The sequence below is a fragment of the Streptomyces ossamyceticus genome (assembly GCF_001418475.1).
Lineage (GTDB): Bacteria > Actinomycetota > Actinomycetes > Streptomycetales > Streptomycetaceae > Streptomyces > Streptomyces ossamyceticus.
In genome coordinates, this window is the sequence record NZ_LIQX01000212.1 from 19,381 (window position 1) to 37,607 (window position 18,227).

At 66.6% G+C, this 18,227-nt stretch carries 12 protein-coding genes, 1 tRNA gene and 1 pseudogene; 9 read left to right on the forward strand and 5 right to left on the reverse strand.

Annotated elements, in window-relative coordinates:
* Positions 1-143: 143 nt before the first annotated feature.
* Entirely contained in the window at positions 144-1,280 is a 1,137-nt protein-coding gene (locus tag AOK15_RS17185) for an ABC transporter ATP-binding protein (protein WP_055517709.1), read from the reverse strand.
* A 232-nt stretch (positions 1,281-1,512) separates the two neighbouring features.
* Between AOK15_RS17185 and AOK15_RS17190 the strand changes: the two genes are divergently transcribed.
* A tRNA-Thr gene (locus AOK15_RS17190) sits at positions 1,513-1,586 on the forward strand.
* 47 nt (positions 1,587-1,633) lie between these two features.
* On the opposite strand, the pseudogene AOK15_RS17195 reads toward AOK15_RS17190, so the two are convergent.
* Positions 1,634-2,601: pseudogene (locus tag AOK15_RS17195) on the reverse strand (tyrosine-type recombinase/integrase); the annotation flags it as partial.
* Positions 2,602-3,155: 554 nt separating this feature from the next.
* Between AOK15_RS17195 and AOK15_RS17200 the strand changes: the two are divergent.
* The 4 genes from AOK15_RS17200 (at position 3,156) to AOK15_RS17215 (ending at position 11,435) form a co-directional block, all read left to right on the forward strand.
* Positions 3,156-8,855, forward strand: coding sequence for a DNRLRE domain-containing protein (locus AOK15_RS17200; protein ID WP_055517711.1), 5,700 nt, complete (start codon positions 3,156-3,158; stop codon positions 8,853-8,855).
* 21 nt (positions 8,856-8,876) lie between these two features.
* Positions 8,877-9,479 (forward strand): hypothetical protein, encoded by a 603-nt coding sequence (locus tag AOK15_RS17205; protein WP_157870275.1) that lies wholly within the window; start codon positions 8,877-8,879, stop codon positions 9,477-9,479.
* Between the two features lie 2 nt (positions 9,480-9,481).
* Entirely contained in the window at positions 9,482-10,132 is a 651-nt protein-coding gene (locus AOK15_RS17210; protein ID WP_055517716.1) for a hypothetical protein, read from the forward strand.
* Between the two features lie 751 nt (positions 10,133-10,883).
* Positions 10,884-11,435 carry a hypothetical protein gene (locus AOK15_RS17215; protein WP_055517718.1) on the forward strand — a complete coding sequence of 184 codons (552 nt, stop codon included), beginning with the start codon at positions 10,884-10,886 and terminating at the stop codon, positions 11,433-11,435.
* A gap of 105 nt (positions 11,436-11,540) precedes the next feature.
* On the opposite strand, the gene AOK15_RS17220 is transcribed toward AOK15_RS17215, so the two are convergent.
* Positions 11,541-12,125 carry a hypothetical protein gene (locus tag AOK15_RS17220; RefSeq protein ID WP_055517720.1) on the reverse strand — a complete coding sequence of 195 codons (585 nt, stop codon included), beginning with the start codon at positions 12,123-12,125 and terminating at the stop codon, positions 11,541-11,543.
* Between the two features lie 257 nt (positions 12,126-12,382).
* Between AOK15_RS17220 and AOK15_RS17225 the strand changes: the two genes are divergently transcribed.
* Both AOK15_RS17225 and AOK15_RS17235 read left to right on the forward strand, forming a co-directional pair.
* Positions 12,383-13,585 (forward strand): helix-turn-helix domain-containing protein, encoded by a 1,203-nt coding sequence (locus tag AOK15_RS17225; protein ID WP_055517722.1) that lies wholly within the window; start codon positions 12,383-12,385, stop codon positions 13,583-13,585.
* 315 nt (positions 13,586-13,900) lie between these two features.
* Entirely contained in the window at positions 13,901-14,098 is a 198-nt protein-coding gene (locus AOK15_RS17235) for a hypothetical protein (RefSeq protein ID WP_055517724.1), read from the forward strand.
* Between the two features lie 283 nt (positions 14,099-14,381).
* Here the strand turns inward: AOK15_RS17235 and AOK15_RS17240 are convergent, their stop codons facing one another.
* Positions 14,382-14,612, reverse strand: a complete 231-nt coding sequence (locus tag AOK15_RS17240) for a hypothetical protein (protein WP_157870276.1) — start codon at positions 14,610-14,612, stop codon at positions 14,382-14,384.
* Positions 14,613-15,077: 465 nt separating this feature from the next.
* Between AOK15_RS17240 and AOK15_RS48560 the strand changes: the two genes are divergently transcribed.
* Both AOK15_RS48560 and AOK15_RS17250 read left to right on the forward strand, forming a co-directional pair.
* Positions 15,078-15,500 (forward strand): excalibur calcium-binding domain-containing protein, encoded by a 423-nt coding sequence (locus AOK15_RS48560; protein ID WP_055517727.1) that lies wholly within the window; start codon positions 15,078-15,080, stop codon positions 15,498-15,500.
* A 1,138-nt stretch (positions 15,501-16,638) separates the two neighbouring features.
* Positions 16,639-17,175: a hypothetical protein gene (locus tag AOK15_RS17250; RefSeq protein ID WP_055517730.1), complete on the forward strand. Its 537-nt coding sequence runs from the start codon at positions 16,639-16,641 to the stop codon at positions 17,173-17,175.
* Between the two features lie 93 nt (positions 17,176-17,268).
* Here AOK15_RS17250 and AOK15_RS17255 read toward each other — a convergent pair.
* On the reverse strand, positions 17,269-18,227 hold a 959-nt coding region (locus AOK15_RS17255; protein ID WP_055517732.1), incomplete at its 5' end, for a glycoside hydrolase family 5 protein.

Here is an 18,227-nt window from a genome sequence, read left to right on the forward strand (position 1 = left end):
TGACGTACAAGAGTCGAAATGGGCCGGTTTGCCGGGGTAGTTGGAGGCACGGAAGAGGGCCCCGCAGGCTGGCTGCGGGGCCCTCTTCGTCAACCTGGGTGATTTATCCCGGGCCGGATGTTTCGCGGACGGTCGTGTCCGGGTCAGTCGGTGAGGCGCTCGCCAGTGGAGGTCGAGAAGACGTGGGTCTCGCCCGGACGCGGCACGACGTGCAGCTGGGCGCCCTTCTCGGGGACCTGGCGGCCGTTGACGCGGACCACGAGGTCCTTGGTCTCGCCGCTGACCTCGGCGGTGCCGTAGACGTAACCGTCGGCGCCGAGCTCCTCCACGACGTTGACGGAGACGGCGAGGCCGGCCGGGGCGTCGTCGCTGTCCTTCGACAGGGCGGCCGCGGCGGCGCCGTTGTGCTCGACCACGTCGAAGTGCTCGGGGCGGACACCGACGGTGACCGTGCGGTCGCCCCTGTCGGCGGCGGCCTTCAGGGCGTCACGGTTGACCGGGACGACGCTGTTGCCGAACTTCACACCGCCGTCGGTGATCGGGACCTCGACCAGGTTCATGGCCGGGGAGCCGATGAAGCCGGCGACGAAGAGGTTGGCGGGGCGGTCGTACATGTTGCGCGGGGTGTCGACCTGCTGGAGCAGACCGTCCTTGAGGACCGCCACGCGGTCGCCCATCGTCATGGCCTCGACCTGGTCGTGGGTGACGTAGACGGTGGTGATGCCGAGGCGGCGCTGGAGCGACGCGATCTGCGTACGCGTCGAGACACGGAGCTTGGCGTCGAGGTTCGACAGCGGCTCGTCCATGAGGAACACCTGGGGCTCACGCACGATGGCGCGACCCATGGCGACACGCTGGCGCTGACCACCGGAGAGGGCCTTCGGCTTGCGGTCCAGGTACTCGGTGAGGTCGAGGATCTTCGCGGCCTCTTCGACCTTCTGCCGGATCTCCGCCTTGTTGACGCCGGCGATCTTGAGCGCGAAGCCCATGTTGTCGGCGACGGTCATGTGCGGGTAGAGCGCGTAGTTCTGGAACACCATGGCGATGTCCCGGTCCTTCGGCGGCAGGTGCGTGACGTCGCGGTCACCGATGCGGATGGCGCCGCCGTTGACGTCCTCCAGGCCCGCGAGCATGCGGAGGGAGGTGGACTTGCCGCAACCGGACGGTCCGACGAGGACGAGGAACTCGCCGTCCTCGATCGCGATGTCGAGCTGGTCGACGGCGGGCTTGGTGGAACCCGGGTAGATCCGGGTCGCCTTGTCGAACGTGACAGTGGCCATGGGTCGTAGACCCCCTTCACCGGCAGGAACGTGCCGGACGATCCGAGTAAAGGTGGTGAGCCACCGGGGACGGTTCCACGGTGGTGTAGTCCATGCGAGGGACTGGCTCAGGACGGTACCTGGCGTTCACCTGGTCTGTCAGTACCTCGCCCCCTGTGAACTTCGCGGAAATTTTCGACGGAAGCACCCCGTGACGTGGGTACACTGCACGGGCGCCCCCGCGCGGGGCCATGCCTCCTTAGCTCAGCTGGCCAGAGCAACGCACTTGTAATGCGTAGGTCGTCGGTTCGAATCCGACAGGGGGCTCTGGATGGAACCCCAGGTCAGTGGCTATCTGACCTGGGGCTTTTCGTTTAGCGGATACGGCGGCGGCGTCGGGCGCGCGCCGCGCGGGTGTCGGCGGTCTCAGTTGTGGTCTCAGACGCCGGTTTCGGGGCCGGTTCCGGTGCGGGTGTCGGGCTGGGCATGAAGGTGTCTCCCATGCGGACCATGGCGGCCTTGGCGAGGTGGGACCTGCCCTTGACGTAGCGGCGCGTCTGGCCGATCTGGGAGTGCCGAAGGATCTCCATGATCGTGGGGAGGTCGACCCCCAGCTCGTTCAGAATCGTGCCGGCGGTGTGGCGACTGCCGTCGTGCTGGCGCCGGTCGTCGATCCCGGCCTCTTCGAGCAGCTCCTTGAATTCCTCCCAGTCGTCGCGGGGGTCGATCGGCTGGCCGTCCGGCCGAGTGAAAAGCGCGTCGTGTTCCTGCCACTCGTCGCCCGCGGCGGCGCGCATTTCCTCCTGCTGGGCTTTGTGCTCCAGCAGGTACGGGACGAATGGGGGCGGGATGGGGACGGAATTCCGGCTCTTCTTGGTCTTGGGGCGGGTGAAGACGAGTCCGCCTTCCTTGCGGTCGGGGCAGGTGCTCGCGTGCTTCGTGCAGTCCTTCGGGCACGGCTTGGGGCAGCCGCGCTTGCAGTTCTTGTGGGCCTTACAGTCCGGTGGGCAGAGGGGCGAGTGGTGCAGGCTCTCGCCGCAGGCGTGGGTGGCCTTGCATCCGTGGGGCCAGGTGAGGCGCTGGAGCTGCCACGGGGGTGGAAGAGCCACCGGAATCCGGGGGCCTTGCCCTGCCGGAATCCCATGCCGACACCCACGACCCACCGCATAAACGTGGGCTGCTTGGCGGCGGCCCTTTGGGAAGGCTTTGGCTTCTGCGATCGTGAATGGGTTTGTCCCGGTCTCGTCGTCGGTGGGTGGGTCCACGAGGTCACGTTCTTGCCGATGATCCGGCGACGGTGGGCGATCTTCAGGCCTCGGGACAGAATTTTGTGGATCTCAAGTGCCTGGGGCAGACGTAGGGCCACGCGTACACCAAGAGCCCCATCGACAGGCACCAATCCGTACATCTCCCCGTGCCTGTCGCCGGGCCCCTTGCGCCACCCGAGATCGCCGTCATAACGGAGACCTGCCTATGTCCGTACATCGATGCTCGCTTGCCTGCCGGTATTGCCCCCGTTGCATTACTGCTTACTGATCACGGCTTGGTCACAATCATCGCGGGTTTGGCGTGAGGCGGAGCTGAGAACGCCAGGGAGGCGATGCCTGGTATGGGGTGGCATGGTGTGGGTTGTGGGAACGGGAAGGGGGCAACAAGGTAGTTGCCTGGCCTGAGTTGGAGGCAGTCAAGGCGGCACATCCTTCACCGCGTCGCGTTGTGATAACGGTGTGAATAAATCTGGTCTTTACTTTCACGAGTTACTGCTGTTTGATCACGCGGCTCGTGGCGCATCGGGCGCACGGGGCGATCGCAGGAGTTGTGTTGAGACCAATCAGGGGACGGGGCTTCCCGTCTTCACGGGGGCGGGCCAGACCGTCAGGCGGCTCGCTGAGGCGTGTGGCGCTGGCGGTGGCCGTGGTGATGGCGGCGGAGACGGCGCTGGTGTCGCTGGATTCGGGTGCGGCGTTCGCCACCGGCGCTGACACTACCGAGGTGGTGTCGGCGTCGGACAAGAAGGTGGCTGCCTCGTCGGCGGATTCGGTGGCGGCGGCGTTGCTGATGGCCCGGTTGCAGGAACGGAAGATCGAGGCGTTGTCGGAGCGTTCGGCGACCTCGACTACGTACGCCCTGCCGAGTGGTGAACTGCAGACATCCACGTATGCCGGTCCCGTTCGGCAGAAGGTAGGCGGCGTCTGGCAGGACATCGATACTTCGCTGTCGGACAAGGGTTCGGCGTTGGAGCCGGATGTGGCGGCGGCTGAGATCAAGGTCTCCGACGGCGGGGACAAGGCGCTGGCGTCGGTGGCCAAGGGGGAGAAGTCCTTCGGGATGGGCTGGGAGTCCGAGCTGCCCTCCCCCTCGGTGAAGGGTGACACCGCCTCGTACGACATCGGGGACGGTCAGACGCTGACGGTGACGGCGCTGGCCCAGGGCTTCAGTCAGAACGTCGTGCTTGACACGGCTCCTCAGGCGGGCCTGCAGTTCCGCATTCCGTTGGACCTGGACGGTCTGAAGCTGTCGGTGGCTGATTCCGGGCATCTGCTGATGAAGGACGGCGCCGGGAAACTGGTGGCCGAGGCGCCGGCACCGATGATGTGGGACTCCTCCAAGGACAAGCTCTCCGGTGAGTCGAAGCATCAGGAGAAGGTGGCGACGAAGGTCGAGACCGCCGAGGACGGCGGCCAGACCCTGGTTCTCACCCCGGACGCGGACTACTTCGAGCGGGATCTGACCTATCCGGTCACCGTCGACCCCACATCCACGCTCGCCGTCACGACGGACACCTGGGTGGCCAGCGACTACACCGACTCGCAGGTCTCCTCGACGGAGTTGAAGTCGGGCACGTACGACGCGGGTAGCACGAAGGCCCGCTCATATCTGAAGTTCGACGTGTCGGCGTTCAAGGGCAAGCACATCACCGACACAAACATGGCGCTGTACTCGTACTACTCCTCGACCTGCCAGACGACGGGAGCGGGTACGCAGGTGCGGCGGATCACCTCGGCGTGGTCGTCGTCAGACATCACCTGGGGCGACCAGCCGTCGACCACCGCGACGGGCGCGGTGACGAACACAGCGGCCAAGGGCTATTCGAGCGTCGACTGCCCCGCCGGCACGATGAACTTCGATATCGACGCCATCGTGCAGGCATGGGCGGACGGTTCCACGAACCATGGTCTGCGGGTCGCGGGCGCTGACGAGGCGGATTCCTTCACCTGGCGTCGTTTCCGCTCAGCCAACTACGTCTCAGGGGACGGCTCCACCGAGCCGCACCTGACGGTGACGTACAACTCCTACCCGAGCAAGCCGACTTCTACGTCGGTCTCACCGTCACAGGTGAACGCCTATAACGGCAACCGGTACGTGACGTCGCTGACCCCGACGCTCTCAGCCAAGGTGACCGACCCGGACGGATCGAAGACGAAGGCCCAGTTCGAGATCACCGCAGACCCTGCCTACGCGGACACCACCTACTCCTACACAGGTACGTCTGCCTCGGTGGCTTCCGGCTCCGCCGCGACGCTCACGATCGCCTCGGCCAACGCGTTTCCGGCGGGAGCGCACCTGCGTTACCGGGTGCGGGCACACGATGGCACGGATTACGGCTCCTGGTCCGGCTACACCACATTCGTGCTGAACACGGCAAAGCCCGCAGCGCCGACCGTCTCCTGCGACACGTACGAGGAGAACGGCTGGACGGCGAAAGCAGGCGAGTCGGTCACCTGTACCCTGGACACCTCCTCCACCGACGGCCAAGGCTTCGAATGGGGTCTGGACGATCCGTCCGTACCTGAGCGGGTGGACGACACCACCGATGGATCCGGCGGCGATGCGCTGACCGTTGACATCGACCCGGCGGAGGGCTGGCACACGCTCTACGCGCGTACAGTCGACTCTGGCGGAAACCTTTCCACATCCACCACCGCTTACGGCTTTGGTATCGGCGACGGCGCCGCCGTCGTGGCTCCCAAGGAGGGCATCACAACGGCCCGACGGGTGACCCTGAAGGCCCGAGGTCTGACCGACTACACGAAAGCGACTTGGTACTACCGCCTTGGGGAGGACGGTGAGTGGACCGAAGTGCCGGCCGCTGACACAACTTCACCCGACAGCCTGAATGTGGCCTGGCCGGTTGCCATGAGCGGTGGGCAGTCAGCGACAGTGGTCTGGAACGTCGCGGACACCGTGGGTGTCGACACCGACCTCCAGGTGCGGGCCTTGCTCGCGGGCGGCAACGCGTCCGGGTATTCCTCGCCGGTCTCCCTCGTCCTGGACCGGGCGGCCGGTCAGGGACCAGCCAAGGAGGTAGGACCGGGAAGTGTCAATCTACTGACGGGTACTTACACCATCACCGAGACGGATGTAGACGTGCTCGGTATGCAGACGACCCGCACCGCCGCGTCTCGCATCTCTGCCACGGACGAACCCGCATCCACGATCTTCGGTCCTGGCTGGGCCGCAGGACACCACGGAAGTGTGCAGGACGCTGTCTACGCCAAGGTGGTCAAGCAGTCGAGCGCCGCAGTGCAGCTGGTCGGCTTTGATGGCGAGACCACAGCGGACTTCGCCTACACCGAAGGAACATGGACGTCCACCGAAGTCGACGGCCTGAGGCTGACCGGTGGCACCGCCGACTCGTCCTTCACCCTCGCTGATGAGTACGGCACAGTCGCCACCTACACGGCGTCCGCCACGTCGGGCACCTGGCTTCTCGACACGGTCGCCCACCTGGGCGACGACACCGAGGTATCCGTCTCCGAGGCCGTATTCGACCACGACACGGTCACGGCCCGTCCCAAGTACGTCATTACGTCCGCAAAGGCCGGCGGCGCGGACGAATGTCAGGCTGACATGACCGCCGCTGACTGTCGCATCCTCCAATATGTCTACCCGTCCTCGACGACCGCCACGGACTCGGCATACGGGGACTTCGCCGGGCAGGTCAGCAAGGTACTGCTGCACGCCGCGAATCCTGGGGCGGCGCGGACCTCGTCGACCGCAGTGGCTGCTTACTCCTACGACGCCACCGGTCGGCTGCGTCAGGCGTGGGACCCGCGGATCAGCCCAGCACTGAAGACGACATACGGCTACGACTCCGCTGACCGTGTCACCTCCTACACTCCGTCGGGACAGCGTGCCTGGAACTTCACTTACGCGCTCGTCGGCGATAGTGCGGCGGCGGGCGAGGGCATGTTGACGCGCGCCTCGCGCGCGGGCGCCGACGGCGGTGCTGACACAGGCGTGGTGTCTCTTGTCTATGACGTGCCGCTGTCGGGCAGCAGGGCGCCGTTGCAGATGGCGCCCTCGGCTGTCGCCGCCTGGGGTCAGCAGACCGCGCCGGTGGACGCCACCGCCGTCTTCCCGCCTGACAACGCGCCTGAGAAATCCGTTGGGTCGGAACTGGGCAGCGGTGACTACACGCGGGCGGAGATCGCCTACACCGACGCGGAGGGACGCGAACTCAACTCGGTCACGCCCGGTGGCCACATCGCGACGAAGGAATACGACCATGACGGCAACGTCGTGCGCGAACTGACCGCATCGAACCGTGAACTTGCCCTGGGCACCGCGGTGGACGCTGACGCGAAGCTGGCGCTGCTGCAGATCGGCGATGAGACCACCGCTGTGCGCGCCGAGCGTCTTTCCGTGGTGTCCAACTATGACGCGGCGGGCCTGCCGGTGTCGGAGACCGGTCCGTTGCACATGGTTCGGCTGCAGCACGCCCTCGGCGGCGGCGTGGACGCGGCGGACCTGGCCGCGGGCGAAGAGGTCCCGGCCCGCAAGTACACCAAGTACACCTACGACGAGGGCCGTCCCAGTGACGCGGTCGCGAGCGGCCTCGTCACGACGACTACCGTCGGCGCCCAAGTAGCCGGATACCCGGCCGACGGCGACGTCACCGTGACAACCACCGCCTACGACTGGGCGACCGGTCATCGACTGAAGTCAACCGTCGATCCGTCCGGCCTCGCTCTGGCCACCACGACCACTTACACGTCCGACGGCCTGGTGAGTACGACGACCGCGCCGGGCGGCACCGCCGCCACGACCATGTACTGGACGGGCAACGGTAGCGGCCCGTGCGCAGGCCACCCCGAGTGGTCGGGCCTGGTCTGCAAGAGCACAACCGGCACCTCCGAGACTGCGGCGGTCACCCGCGAGACCACCTATGACCGCTGGGGCAACCCGGCGACGGTGACCGAGACGTCGGGCAGTACCACCCGCACCACTACTCACACCTACGATGCCGCCGGTCGGCTCACCCTGACGCACGTCTCATCGGGCGTCGGCGCCGCCCTCGCTGACCAGGTGGTCGCCTACGACAAGGACACCGGTCTGAAGGCCACCGTGGCACGCGACGGCACAACTGCCGACTACACCTACGACGGCCTTGGCCGCCTGATCAAGTACACCGACGGGTCGGGCAACACGACCACCACAGCCTTCGACTCCTCGAACCGTCCCACCTCAGTCACCGACTCGGCCCCGGGAAAAACGACATACGCATACTCGACGACCGACGCGGGTGACCCGGTGGTCACGATGACCGACTCGGACAGTGGGCATTTCACCTTCACGTACGGCTCCGACAGCCGACTGGAATCCCAGACGATGCCGTCGGGTAACACCTTGAAGGTCTCTTACAACGAGACCGGTCTGGTCAGCCAGCGGCTCTACGCGGCCTCGGACGGAACGCCCACGCTGCTGAGCGTTGCCGCTCACACCATCGGCGATGGTATCGCCCATGAAACCCGCACGGCCGGTACGACCGTCGACATCGATTACACCTATGACCAGGCAGGTCGTCTGACCGCCGTCAACAGCAACGAGGCGGACATCAACTGCACGACCCGCGCCTACACACTCGACACGGCCGGCAACCGCACCCGCGTGGCCACCACAGCCGCCGCCTGCGCGGACACATCCACGGCCACGACCACCTCGGAGAACTACTCGTACAGCTCCTTGAATCGGCTGACGGCCGACGGATACACACACGACGCGTTCGGCGCCGTGACTGCTCTCGCGGACGGGACAGCAATCGTCTACCGCACTGACGGCCGTCCCTACCGGGTCACCCTCGGCACGAGCCGCGAGACCTGGACGCCGGACGCCGAAGGGCGCCTGTCCACCGCCCTTACGGAAAGCAGCGCAAGCGGCTCCTGGGTCACGACGACCACGATGGTGAGCCACTACGCGGATGGCACCGGAACCCCATCCTGGTCCAACGACGGCACGACGAAGAGCCGCTATCTGAAGGATCCGCAGGGCAATCTAGTGGCTACCGTCGACGGTTCCACGTCGACGCTGACACTCACGGATGTACACGGCGACACCGCCGTCACTCTGAGCACCACCGACGGGCTGACGACGGTCCACAGTTACACCGACACTGGTGTGACCAGCAGTGCCCTGCGCTACGGCTGGCTCGGCGGAACAGTGCGCGGGGACCGCCGATTCTCAGGGGCGCTGCTGATCGGCAACCGCCTTTACGCGCCGGCGCTCGGCCGCTACCTCACTCCCGCGGCAGCCCGTGGTGACGAGGAAATCCGTTCCAACGCGTACATGTTCGCCCCGCACGACCTCACCGAGTAAGACGAGAGAGCAGCTGTAGCAATGCTGAAGACATCGCTGAAAAGCACCGCGAGAAAAACACCGCTCGCCTTTGCCCTCGCGCTCATGGGTTCGGTGTTCCTCGTGCCGGGGCAGACAGCCCATGCAGACGTACGCCATGGGAATTGCCCGGACTACCGGATCATGGACTACGTCACCAAGTCGTGGAAGCTCACGCACTTGGACGTCATCGGCAACCACACCGGCGTCAAGAGGAAGTACTCCGTCACCGAGGAGGTGCAGACTCATCTAGAGGCCGAGGTCACCCTCACGGCCACCACCTCGGTCAAGGCGCAGTTGAAGTTTCTCGCCGATGCGAGGATCGACACCGGGATCGAACTCCGGGGCCTCGGATCGAAAACGAAGAAGAAGTCGTACACCTGGAGCATCACCCTCCCATCCGGGCACAAGTGGGTTTTCTACCATGGTAGGCGCTACATCCGAGGTGTGGAGTACGGCTACCACTGCCAGAGTCTGACGAGTCACGTCAAGTCGTACACGGCGAAGGGACGCTCCTTCTCGTCGGTCAACTACGACGATGGCTATCGCTGTGACAAGAAACCGCGGGACGGGTTGGCCAAGATAGCGATCAACAAGGGGTGCTGAACATGAACAGACCACTGCGCGGCGCAGCCACGCTCGTTGCCGTCCTGGTGACAGCTTCTTGTACGGCGGACGCGGCGCCCCAGGCCGGCCCATCCGCGAGCAAGACATCCGCGGCGAGCCGCACGCTCCCGAAGAACTGGACCTGCCAAAAGCAGAGGTTCCACTGGGGCAAGGTGACGAAGCGGGAGAAACTGGCCGCCGTGTCCGACGCCCAGGAAATACACATTCCGGCAGGAAGGACCGTCGCGTCGACGTTCGACCTCGTTCCGCTCCGTACCCTGAAAGCCGCCATCTCGCCGGCACTTCCGGACGGCACGGTGAACCCGCAGGCCGCTGTCGACTCCCTCGCGGAGCAGACAGGGCTCGATTTGGCGAAGGTGGGTACGACGTTCACCTTGAGCAAGGGAGACAAGACCCTCAAAACGTCATCCGGCAAATTCGACGGTGTGCTGGTGGCCGTCGTGGGCGTTGACACGGTTGAGGCATCCTTCGTCTACGGCTGCGGCGCCGAAGAACAGGAAGCCGTGCGAGGCACATTGACCACGTGGTCCGCGGCCACCTACTCGGCGCTATTTGCGTGCGGCATCCGTGAGGATCTCTCTGCGGTCGAAATCGAGGCCGAGGCCCTGTTGTGCGGAGAGCAGAGCGACTGAGCGACATCTGAGCTCAAGTCGGTCTTGTGTGTGCGGTATCCGGCCGGGTACCGCACGCACGATCACAGGCCGGTACGTCCGCACGATCGCTTGGGCGAGGAGACATCGCGTGGTGATGTCGGCAGTGAAGGGACGCTGGCCCGCCACAAGTCGGCCGCCAGGAACTGGTTCCGCGCGCGATCGGCTCCCGGTGGCGGAGCCTGACCGTCGGCCGCCAGGCCCTGCTCACCATTGTCCATCTGCGAGTGGGACAGGGGAGGCGTGTGTCGCCAGCGGAGTCGGTGCAGATCAGTGTCCGCCGTCCCCGCCGCAGGCGTTGTGGCAGTGCGATGCGCCTGAGCAATGCGTGAGCGGACGGCGCGGCAACATTTGGATGCAGCGGTAGGCGCGGAGCTGCTTGTAAGCCGCTGATCAGGGAAAACGGGATTTGGTGTGATCATGCGGCACCCGCCATCACAACCCCACCAGCCCTTGTAATGCGTAGGTTGTCGGTTCGAATCCGACAGGGGGCTCTGGTGGGAAGTGGCTGTTCAACGGCCCAATGGCACGACCCCCTAGCAAGATCGCCGCCCGTACACATTTAGTACACGTCACTTTGATCGCTAAGCGTTGGTGAGCGACGCATCGGCCAAAGCCAGTGCGACCTTTCGCCCGGCATCCAGTGCATCGGCGACCTTGTCCAGCCTGTCCGGGAAGAGCGATTTGGGATACCGGTACGAGCCACTTCCCCGCCAAGCGGCGGGAGGCGCTCATGCAGCGGCTGAGTGACGCTCGCGATGAGGCGGCGCACGCGGTGGCGGGCCTGGACAAGGCGGCGGCCGAGGCGCTGCAGCTGGTGGCCGAGTACAGCGCCGTGGTGCGGGAGGTGTCGGCCGAGCTGGTCAGTGCGGGTCTGCGGGCGGGTGACAGCGGCGAGGACGGTGGCACGGCAGGCGGCGCGGTTCACCTTGACGGCGAGACGTGGCGGGCGGCGGATCCGCTCGGGGTACTGGAGTACCTGCTCGCGGTGCGGGTGGCTGCGGAGAACCCGGCGCATCCGCTGGCGATGCGCCGGTACAGCACGGAGTCGCTGGCGGGGAAGGCGGCTCGTGAGGATCTGCTGAGGGCGGCCGAGCGGGTGACCGCGCCCTACGCCGAGGCGTATGGGGCGGGTGGTCCGGAGGATGACGGTGTCGGCGCTGCGGTATGGCTGGCGCTCCAGCGTTGTGCGGCCGTCGAGGAGACGAGGCAGGCTGCCCGCGACAGGACGCCTGGCGGGGTCCTGGCGGCGCTCCTCGCCTCACTGGGTGGCCCTGCGGACTGATCGCGGAAGCCCCGGCACGGCCCGTCACGGTACGGGGGCTTCGTGCCCTCCGTCCTCGACGCCCCGGACCCCGGAGCGCACCGCCCTACGTACGGCGTGCGCCGCTCATCCCTGCATCACCACATCTGTGATCTCCACGGACACCTTCTTGCTCGACGACACCGTGCTGATCGAAGTCGGCGTGTAGCTCAGGCTCGTCTCGTCCGACAGCTCAGCCGTCTCAATGACCGGCCCCGACTTGTCGCCACGAATCTCGTAGGTGATCGAGTAGACCGCGTCCGGATCGACGCCGTTCCATTCGCCCACGTAGGACAGAACCGGCTCGACCGTCACGTTGCAGCCCGCCGAACCGAAGCACTGCCGCTCGGTGGTGCGTAGCTCCATCGTGAAGTCGGAGGGGGTAAGGGCGGCGTACGTCGGCTCCGACTCTTCCGCGGCGGGCTCGGCTACGTCCTCGTCTGGGGCGCTCGATGCCGAGGAGGTGGCGGGGGCTGGCTTGCTGTCGTCGTTTGTGGCCTGCACGACGACGATGCCGGTGGTGATGATCGTGGCGATGATGGCGGCGGCGGCCCCGATGATGATTGCGTTGGTGTGGTTCTTCTTCGGCTTCGGCTCGGGCTCTGGCTCCGGTGTCTGAGGCGGGGTCGGCGGCGGGGAGTCGGGCGCGGGTGGTGGCGTGGTATTGCTCATGATCCCCCCAGGACGTACGTGGTGAGACCCGCATCATCTGGCGTACGAGGGGCCGCGGGGAATGCATGTGTCCGGGTTGTGACCCTGACGTGTGACGGTCAGGCCACTGGTCACCGCCAGGGGTGCACCAGTGCCCACCCTTTCGGACGGCCGTCAACAGCACGACGGCCCCCGCAGGTTGCAGGGGCCGCACACGCCTACACCCGGAGCCGGCCGGGCGTACCGTTCTGAGTGTCGAGGTCAGAACGGAGCCCAGCATGCCACACCCAACACGCCGGGACACCGGCGGAATCGGGGCGCGTATCGAAGAGGTGAGCGCCCTGCGCGGCTTCTCCCTCCGCGAGCTCGGACGCCGCGCCAACGTCTCCCCGTCGATGCTGTCCCGCATCATCACCGGCCAGCGCCAGGCCAGCCCTGCCATCGTCTCCGCCGTCGCCCGCGCCCTGTCCGTCAGCATCTCCGTGCTGCACGGCCAGCCCTACATCCACCAGCTGCAGGCCGACCAGCTCGACCGGCTGATAACCCCCATCAGCGTCGCCCTCGATGACTGGGACATCCCCCTCGGCGACGACGACCCGCCGCCCCGCACGCTCCCTGTCCTCGAAACTGTGGTGGCCGGCCTGGAGCAGCAGCGGGCCCGCGCCGAGTACATCGAGATCGCCCACGAACTCCCCTCCCTGCTCGCCGAGGTGAACGCCCACGTCCTCACCCAGAGCCCTGGGCACGCCTTGGAGCGGGCCGCGTGGTTGCAGGCGGAGCTGTGCCGCACCGTGTACGTCGTCGGCCGTCAGATCGGCTTCGGTGGCCTCGCCCGGCTCGCCCTCTCGCGGATGGCGGTCGCGGCCCCGCAGTCCGGGGATCCGCGGCAGGTGGCTATCGAAAGGTGGGACCGTGCGCAGCTGCTCGCGGACGCCGCCCGCCACGACCGCGGCGTCCTCCTGGTGAAGCAGGCCCTGAAGGACTTGGACGACGACGGCGAGCAGGCCACGAAAGCCGTGCGCGGGGCCCTGCACCTGAAGGGCGCGATCCTCTCCAGCCGTCAGGGCGACACCGCTGGCGCGGACGACTGGCTTGCTGCGGCCGGGGAGATCGCCGAGGAGACCGGGGAGACCCGCGACTACGGGCTCGTGTTCGGCCCCGTCAACGTCGTGATTCACGGCATGTCGGCCTCCAGCGACCGGGACAAGCACGCCCGCGCCCTGGAGAAGGCCCGCAAGGTCCGGCTGCCGGATGACTATCCGGAGGCTCGGGCCGGGCACTACTGGGTGGATAGGGCGCGCGCGGAGACGTGGACGGCGCGCCATGAGGACGCGTTCCAGTCGCTGGCCAGGGCGCGGCAGGTGGCGCCGCAGCAGACCCGCTATCACCCTGGTGTGCACGAGACGGTGGCGACGCTGCTGCGGGCGCGGTCGAAGGCGCCGGGGGATCTGCTGGAGTTCGCTGGCTGGTGCGGCGTGTAGCCGCCCGGTCAACGGGGGTCAAGGCTCCGGGTGTTGCCAGTCTGTCAACGCTGGGGCCTTGCCTGGTCGGCACGATGTGACGGTACCCACGTCGCCTGCCATGGAGCCGACCATGACCAGCCGCCAGACGGCCCCCGAGCCGCCCGTCACCCTGCCTGACCCAACGCGTCCGCCGCGGCCGGCGCCGGGGTGCGACGTGTGCGAGGCTCTCGACCAGCAGCGCGCCGAGGCGGAGGAGGCTGGTGACGTCCGTCGGGCGACGACGCTGGAGATGGAGATGCGTCAGCACCACGCGACGCGCCCCCGGAAGAGGCGGTGACCGTGGAGACCCGCGACAACACCGAGACCGGTAGCTCGTTCCAGTGGTGCGCGTGGCATCAGGGCTACACCCGCACCGCGCGCCTGGTGCGTGATCCTGCGGACCAGGGCTCCGGAGCCGGGGCACTCAGCCTGTACGCGTGTGCCCCTTGCCGCTACGCGCTCGACCTCGTCCCGATCGGTGGGCAGTCGTGAGTGCGGCCACGGTCCCGACGGTGTGGGCTCTGTCGCGGCCGGTACGGGACGGTGTCCGCTGCCTCCACTGCTCCCTGCCCCTCGACGACGAGCGGGTGCCCGTGGGGATGGCTCGCGGCTACTGGGGCGCTCACAATCTGAGCGTCACGGTGTACGCGCATCCGGTGTGTGTGAGCCCCCGGCCCGGTCGGGCACCCCAGGCGTAATTCGGCCGGGCCGGGCATGACGAAGGCCCCCGTCCTCGACGAGCGAGGCGGGGGCCGGTGGCTTTGAGAGCTGTCTTCTACTCTTCTCCGTCCTTACGGACGAAGTTGGCGACCGTCATCCCCAGGGCCAGGGTTGCGGCCCCAGCCCCTGTTCCGGTGGCCGTAGCCTCGAACAGCGTCTGATCGCCGACCATGCGACCGAAGATGCCAGCCGCAAAGCCGATGTTGCCAGCGGCGAGACCGATCGTTGTGACGAGCATCCCGCCGGATCCGGGCGTCTTCGGCGGGGTGCCCTGTGTACCGTCCATTTCGGGTCCAATTCTGTCGAAGGAATGCTGACCCGGCGGGGCTCGCCCGGCGTGCTGTGAAGGGTGCACGGGCGGGCCCTCACCGTCTGCATACGACCGTAGACACGCGATTCGCCGCGCTTGAAAGACGATCAGGCTTCTGAGATCTATGCCGCACCGCGAGCAAATCGCCCAAATCGGACCGGCCTGCCGAAGTCCTGCCTGGTGGGTGCGGCGCCAGGCGTTGTGGACTCGGCGGCCAATGCGGAGTCGAGGCAGCACCCATCGTCCTCTGCGAGCCGAATGAAGGCCTTCGCCGGGCCGGATGATCTGCGACTTCATGACACCAATGTGCAACGTGCAGGGTGCTCGGGGGCGTGGTGCACTGAGGGTCGGTGGCTGTTCGGTGAATCGGTGGTGGTGGCTATGGCTGGCACTGGCGGGCGGCGGGGGCTCATATGGCGGGCCCGGAGGCGATGGGCGGCTATGGGGTGGCCGGGCCGGATTGTCGGTGTGGTGATCGGCCTTTTTTTGTCCTTCCTCGTCTTGGGGGCGGTCCTCGCCGCGTTTGGGGTCGGGGAGGAGGATGCGCCGCAGTCGCCCTCTCCGTCGAGCGTGTCTCCGGCAACTTCCCCGCCTGATGTGCCGACGTCGAGGCCGGCGGTGACGGAGACGGCCACGGTGACAGCCACGGCTGTCCCTGTCCCAGAGGAGACGGTCACTGAGACTGTGAAGCAAGAGTCTGCTGAGCCGGAGCCTGCGGATCCGACGACTGCGCCGCATGAGGACGTGTACTACGAGAACTGCGACGCGGCGCGTGCTGCCGGGGCGGCGCCTGTGCACGCCGGAGATCCTGGGTATGGGCCGCATCTCGACCGCGACGGCGACGGGGTGGGCTGTGAGCGGTGACGGGCCAGGGAGGGAGGCAGAAGGGCTGGTTTCCCGTTTCCGGGCCTCCCTGATACCTACCTCCCTCGCCTCCCTCGACTGGCATATGTGCAGGTCACACCAGGGGAGGCAGGGCAGGGAGCTGGGTAGGGAGAACTCCCCAAGATCCGGGCGCCTCCCTACTCGTCGAGGTCGGCTGCGCCGAAGAACAGGAAGCCGTGCGAGGCACATTGACCACGTGGTCCTCGGCCGTCTACTCGGCGCTATTCGCGTGCGGCATCCGTGAGGATCTCTCTGCGGTCGAAATCGAGGCCGAGGCCCTGTTGTGCGGAGAGCAGAGCGACTGAGCGACATCTGAGCTCAAGTCGGTCTTGTGTGTGCGGTATCCGGCAGGGTACCGCACGCACGATCACAGGCCGGTACGTCCGCACGATCGCTTGGGCGAGGAGACATCGCGTGGTGATGTCGGCAGTGAAGGGACGCTGGCCCGCCAACAGTCGGCCGCCAGGAACTGGTTCCGCCCACGCCTGTCAGCCGAGCAGGTCGGGGCTCGGTCGGTGGGAAGAAGCTGGGTGCTCTTGCCTCGGCAGTGAGTCTTTTCCAACCTGCTTCTGAGGTATGGCAGTTGGCCTGACAACGAGGTGAAGCCTCTGGTAGATGGGTTTTCGATAAGGAGAACCGTCTCCACCAGAGGCTTCACACGCTTCTCGACCCGTCGGGCATCGACGCGTTGTGGCAGTGCGCTGAGCGTGAGCAATGCGTGAGCGGACGGCGCGGCAACATTTGGATGCAGCGGTAGGCGCGGAGCTGCTTGCAAGCCGCTGATCAGGGAAAACGGGATTTGGTGTGATCAAGCGACACCCGCCATCACAACCCCACCAGGCCTTGTAATGCGTAGGTCGTCGGTTCGAATCCGACAGGGGGCTCTGGGAGAGACCCCGGGTCCGGTGATCGCCGGCCCGGGGTCTTGTCGTTCGTCGACAGGGTTTGTCGGTCGCGGGGAGGGAGTGGTTGTGCGGCAACTGACCATTCAACGAACGCGCTTGGCGTTGTCACTCGGAATGCGTGTGGATGGCTCGGGGCGTAGCTTGGAAAACGGTGGGGATTGAGCGGCAGTTGAATTGCGCCTCGTGAATTCGTTCTGACCGAGGGAGCCCTCATGAAGGCCCTGTTCGCGCGCCGGAAGTCCTCTCGCTCTGTCCCGGCCTCTCGCTCCCTGCTTCGGCGGGCGCTCGTCCTGCCCGCCGTGGTGGTCGTCGCGGTTCCCGCTCTGGCGACGGAGGCGCAGGCCGGGCATCAGCGGACGGTGAACGGCAGCGTTGCCATGCGGATCATGGATCATGAGACTTTCGGCGCCAACGCGGTCTGCAACCGCAGTGTCGACCTCAAGCCCGCTGTCGTCACTGTCGGCGGTCACGTGCGGGTCAAGGCGTGGGCCAAGTGCGGTGGCGAGATCAGGGTCGAGGTGCATTACAAGCTCACGCTCGATCCGAATGGCGTGGTTCGTGTGACCGAGGGAATTGTCAAGTTCTTCGAGGGTGACAGTGAGAACACGGGAGATCTGGACGGGGCGTCGGCTTTCGCGAACATGATTCTTTTTCCGGGGCTGAGCCTTTCCAGGAATGTGCATGTGCAGAACTGGAACGAGGCCCAGCCCGACGACAAGGCCGATGTGCGGCTCACGGTGCGCAACTGACCGAGGTGACGGTGGGTACGGACGGCCAAGCTCCCCCGGGCCGGAGTCAGGGTCGGCTCCGGCCCGGGGGTTCGTGTCGCTGTCAGGGTGTGGTCAGAAGTCGTCCGGGGTCCTGACGCGGTCGCGGATCCAGGTGCCCGCCGGCTTGAGGGAGGCCGTGCCGGTCCAGGGGCCCTCGGCGTCGCAGGTGCCCGGTTTGTAGACCGCGCCGGTGCGCTCGTCGTCGGAGAAGTTCCAGTTGACCCAGCTGATCTTCTTGGCCGCGAGGAGATCGAGGTAGCGCTGTGACATGGCGAAGTCGTTGGCGCCCTCACCGGCGTAGTTCTGGGTGCCGAACTCGGTGACGAAGACGGGGATGCGGTCGGCCGCGCGGGAGAGGGTCCGGAGGTACTCGTCCCGGTGCGAGGACGCGTAGAAGTGGAACGTGTACATGATGTTGGACGCGTTCACCGGGTTGTTGATCACCTCGGACTCGTTCGCGCCCTCCGAGACGCCGAGTGAGGACCAGGCGCGGGTGCCGACGAGGATCGGGGTGTCGGGGTCCTTGGCCCGGATGACGGGGATGAGCTGCTCGGCGTAGCTCTTGATGCGGGACCAGCTCACGCCGCTCGGCTCGTTGGCTATCTCGTACAGCAGGTTGTTCTTGTCGCGGTGGCGCTGGGCGATCTCGGAGAAGAAGGTCTTGGCGCGGGCGAGGTTCTGGTGGGGGTCGCCGGGGTCGAGCATGTGCCAGTCGACGATGGCGTACATGCCGCGGACCGTGGCCTGCTCTATCGCCGAGTGGACCAGGTCGGTGAAGCGGCGCGGGTCGGTTTCGTAGCCGCCCTCCTGGATGTACATCGAGATGCGCAGGACGTCGGCCTTCCAGTCCGTGGCGAGCGCGTTCAGGGAGCCGCTCGTGACGCACTGGCTGTACCACTGCAGGCCGTGGGTGCTCATACCGCGCAGCTGGATCGTTTTTCCCCGTGCGTTGCAGAGCTTGGTGCCGCAGACCTTCAGCTGCCCGTTCGCGGCCACGGGGGTGACGGCGCTCGGCGCGGCCTGGACGGCGT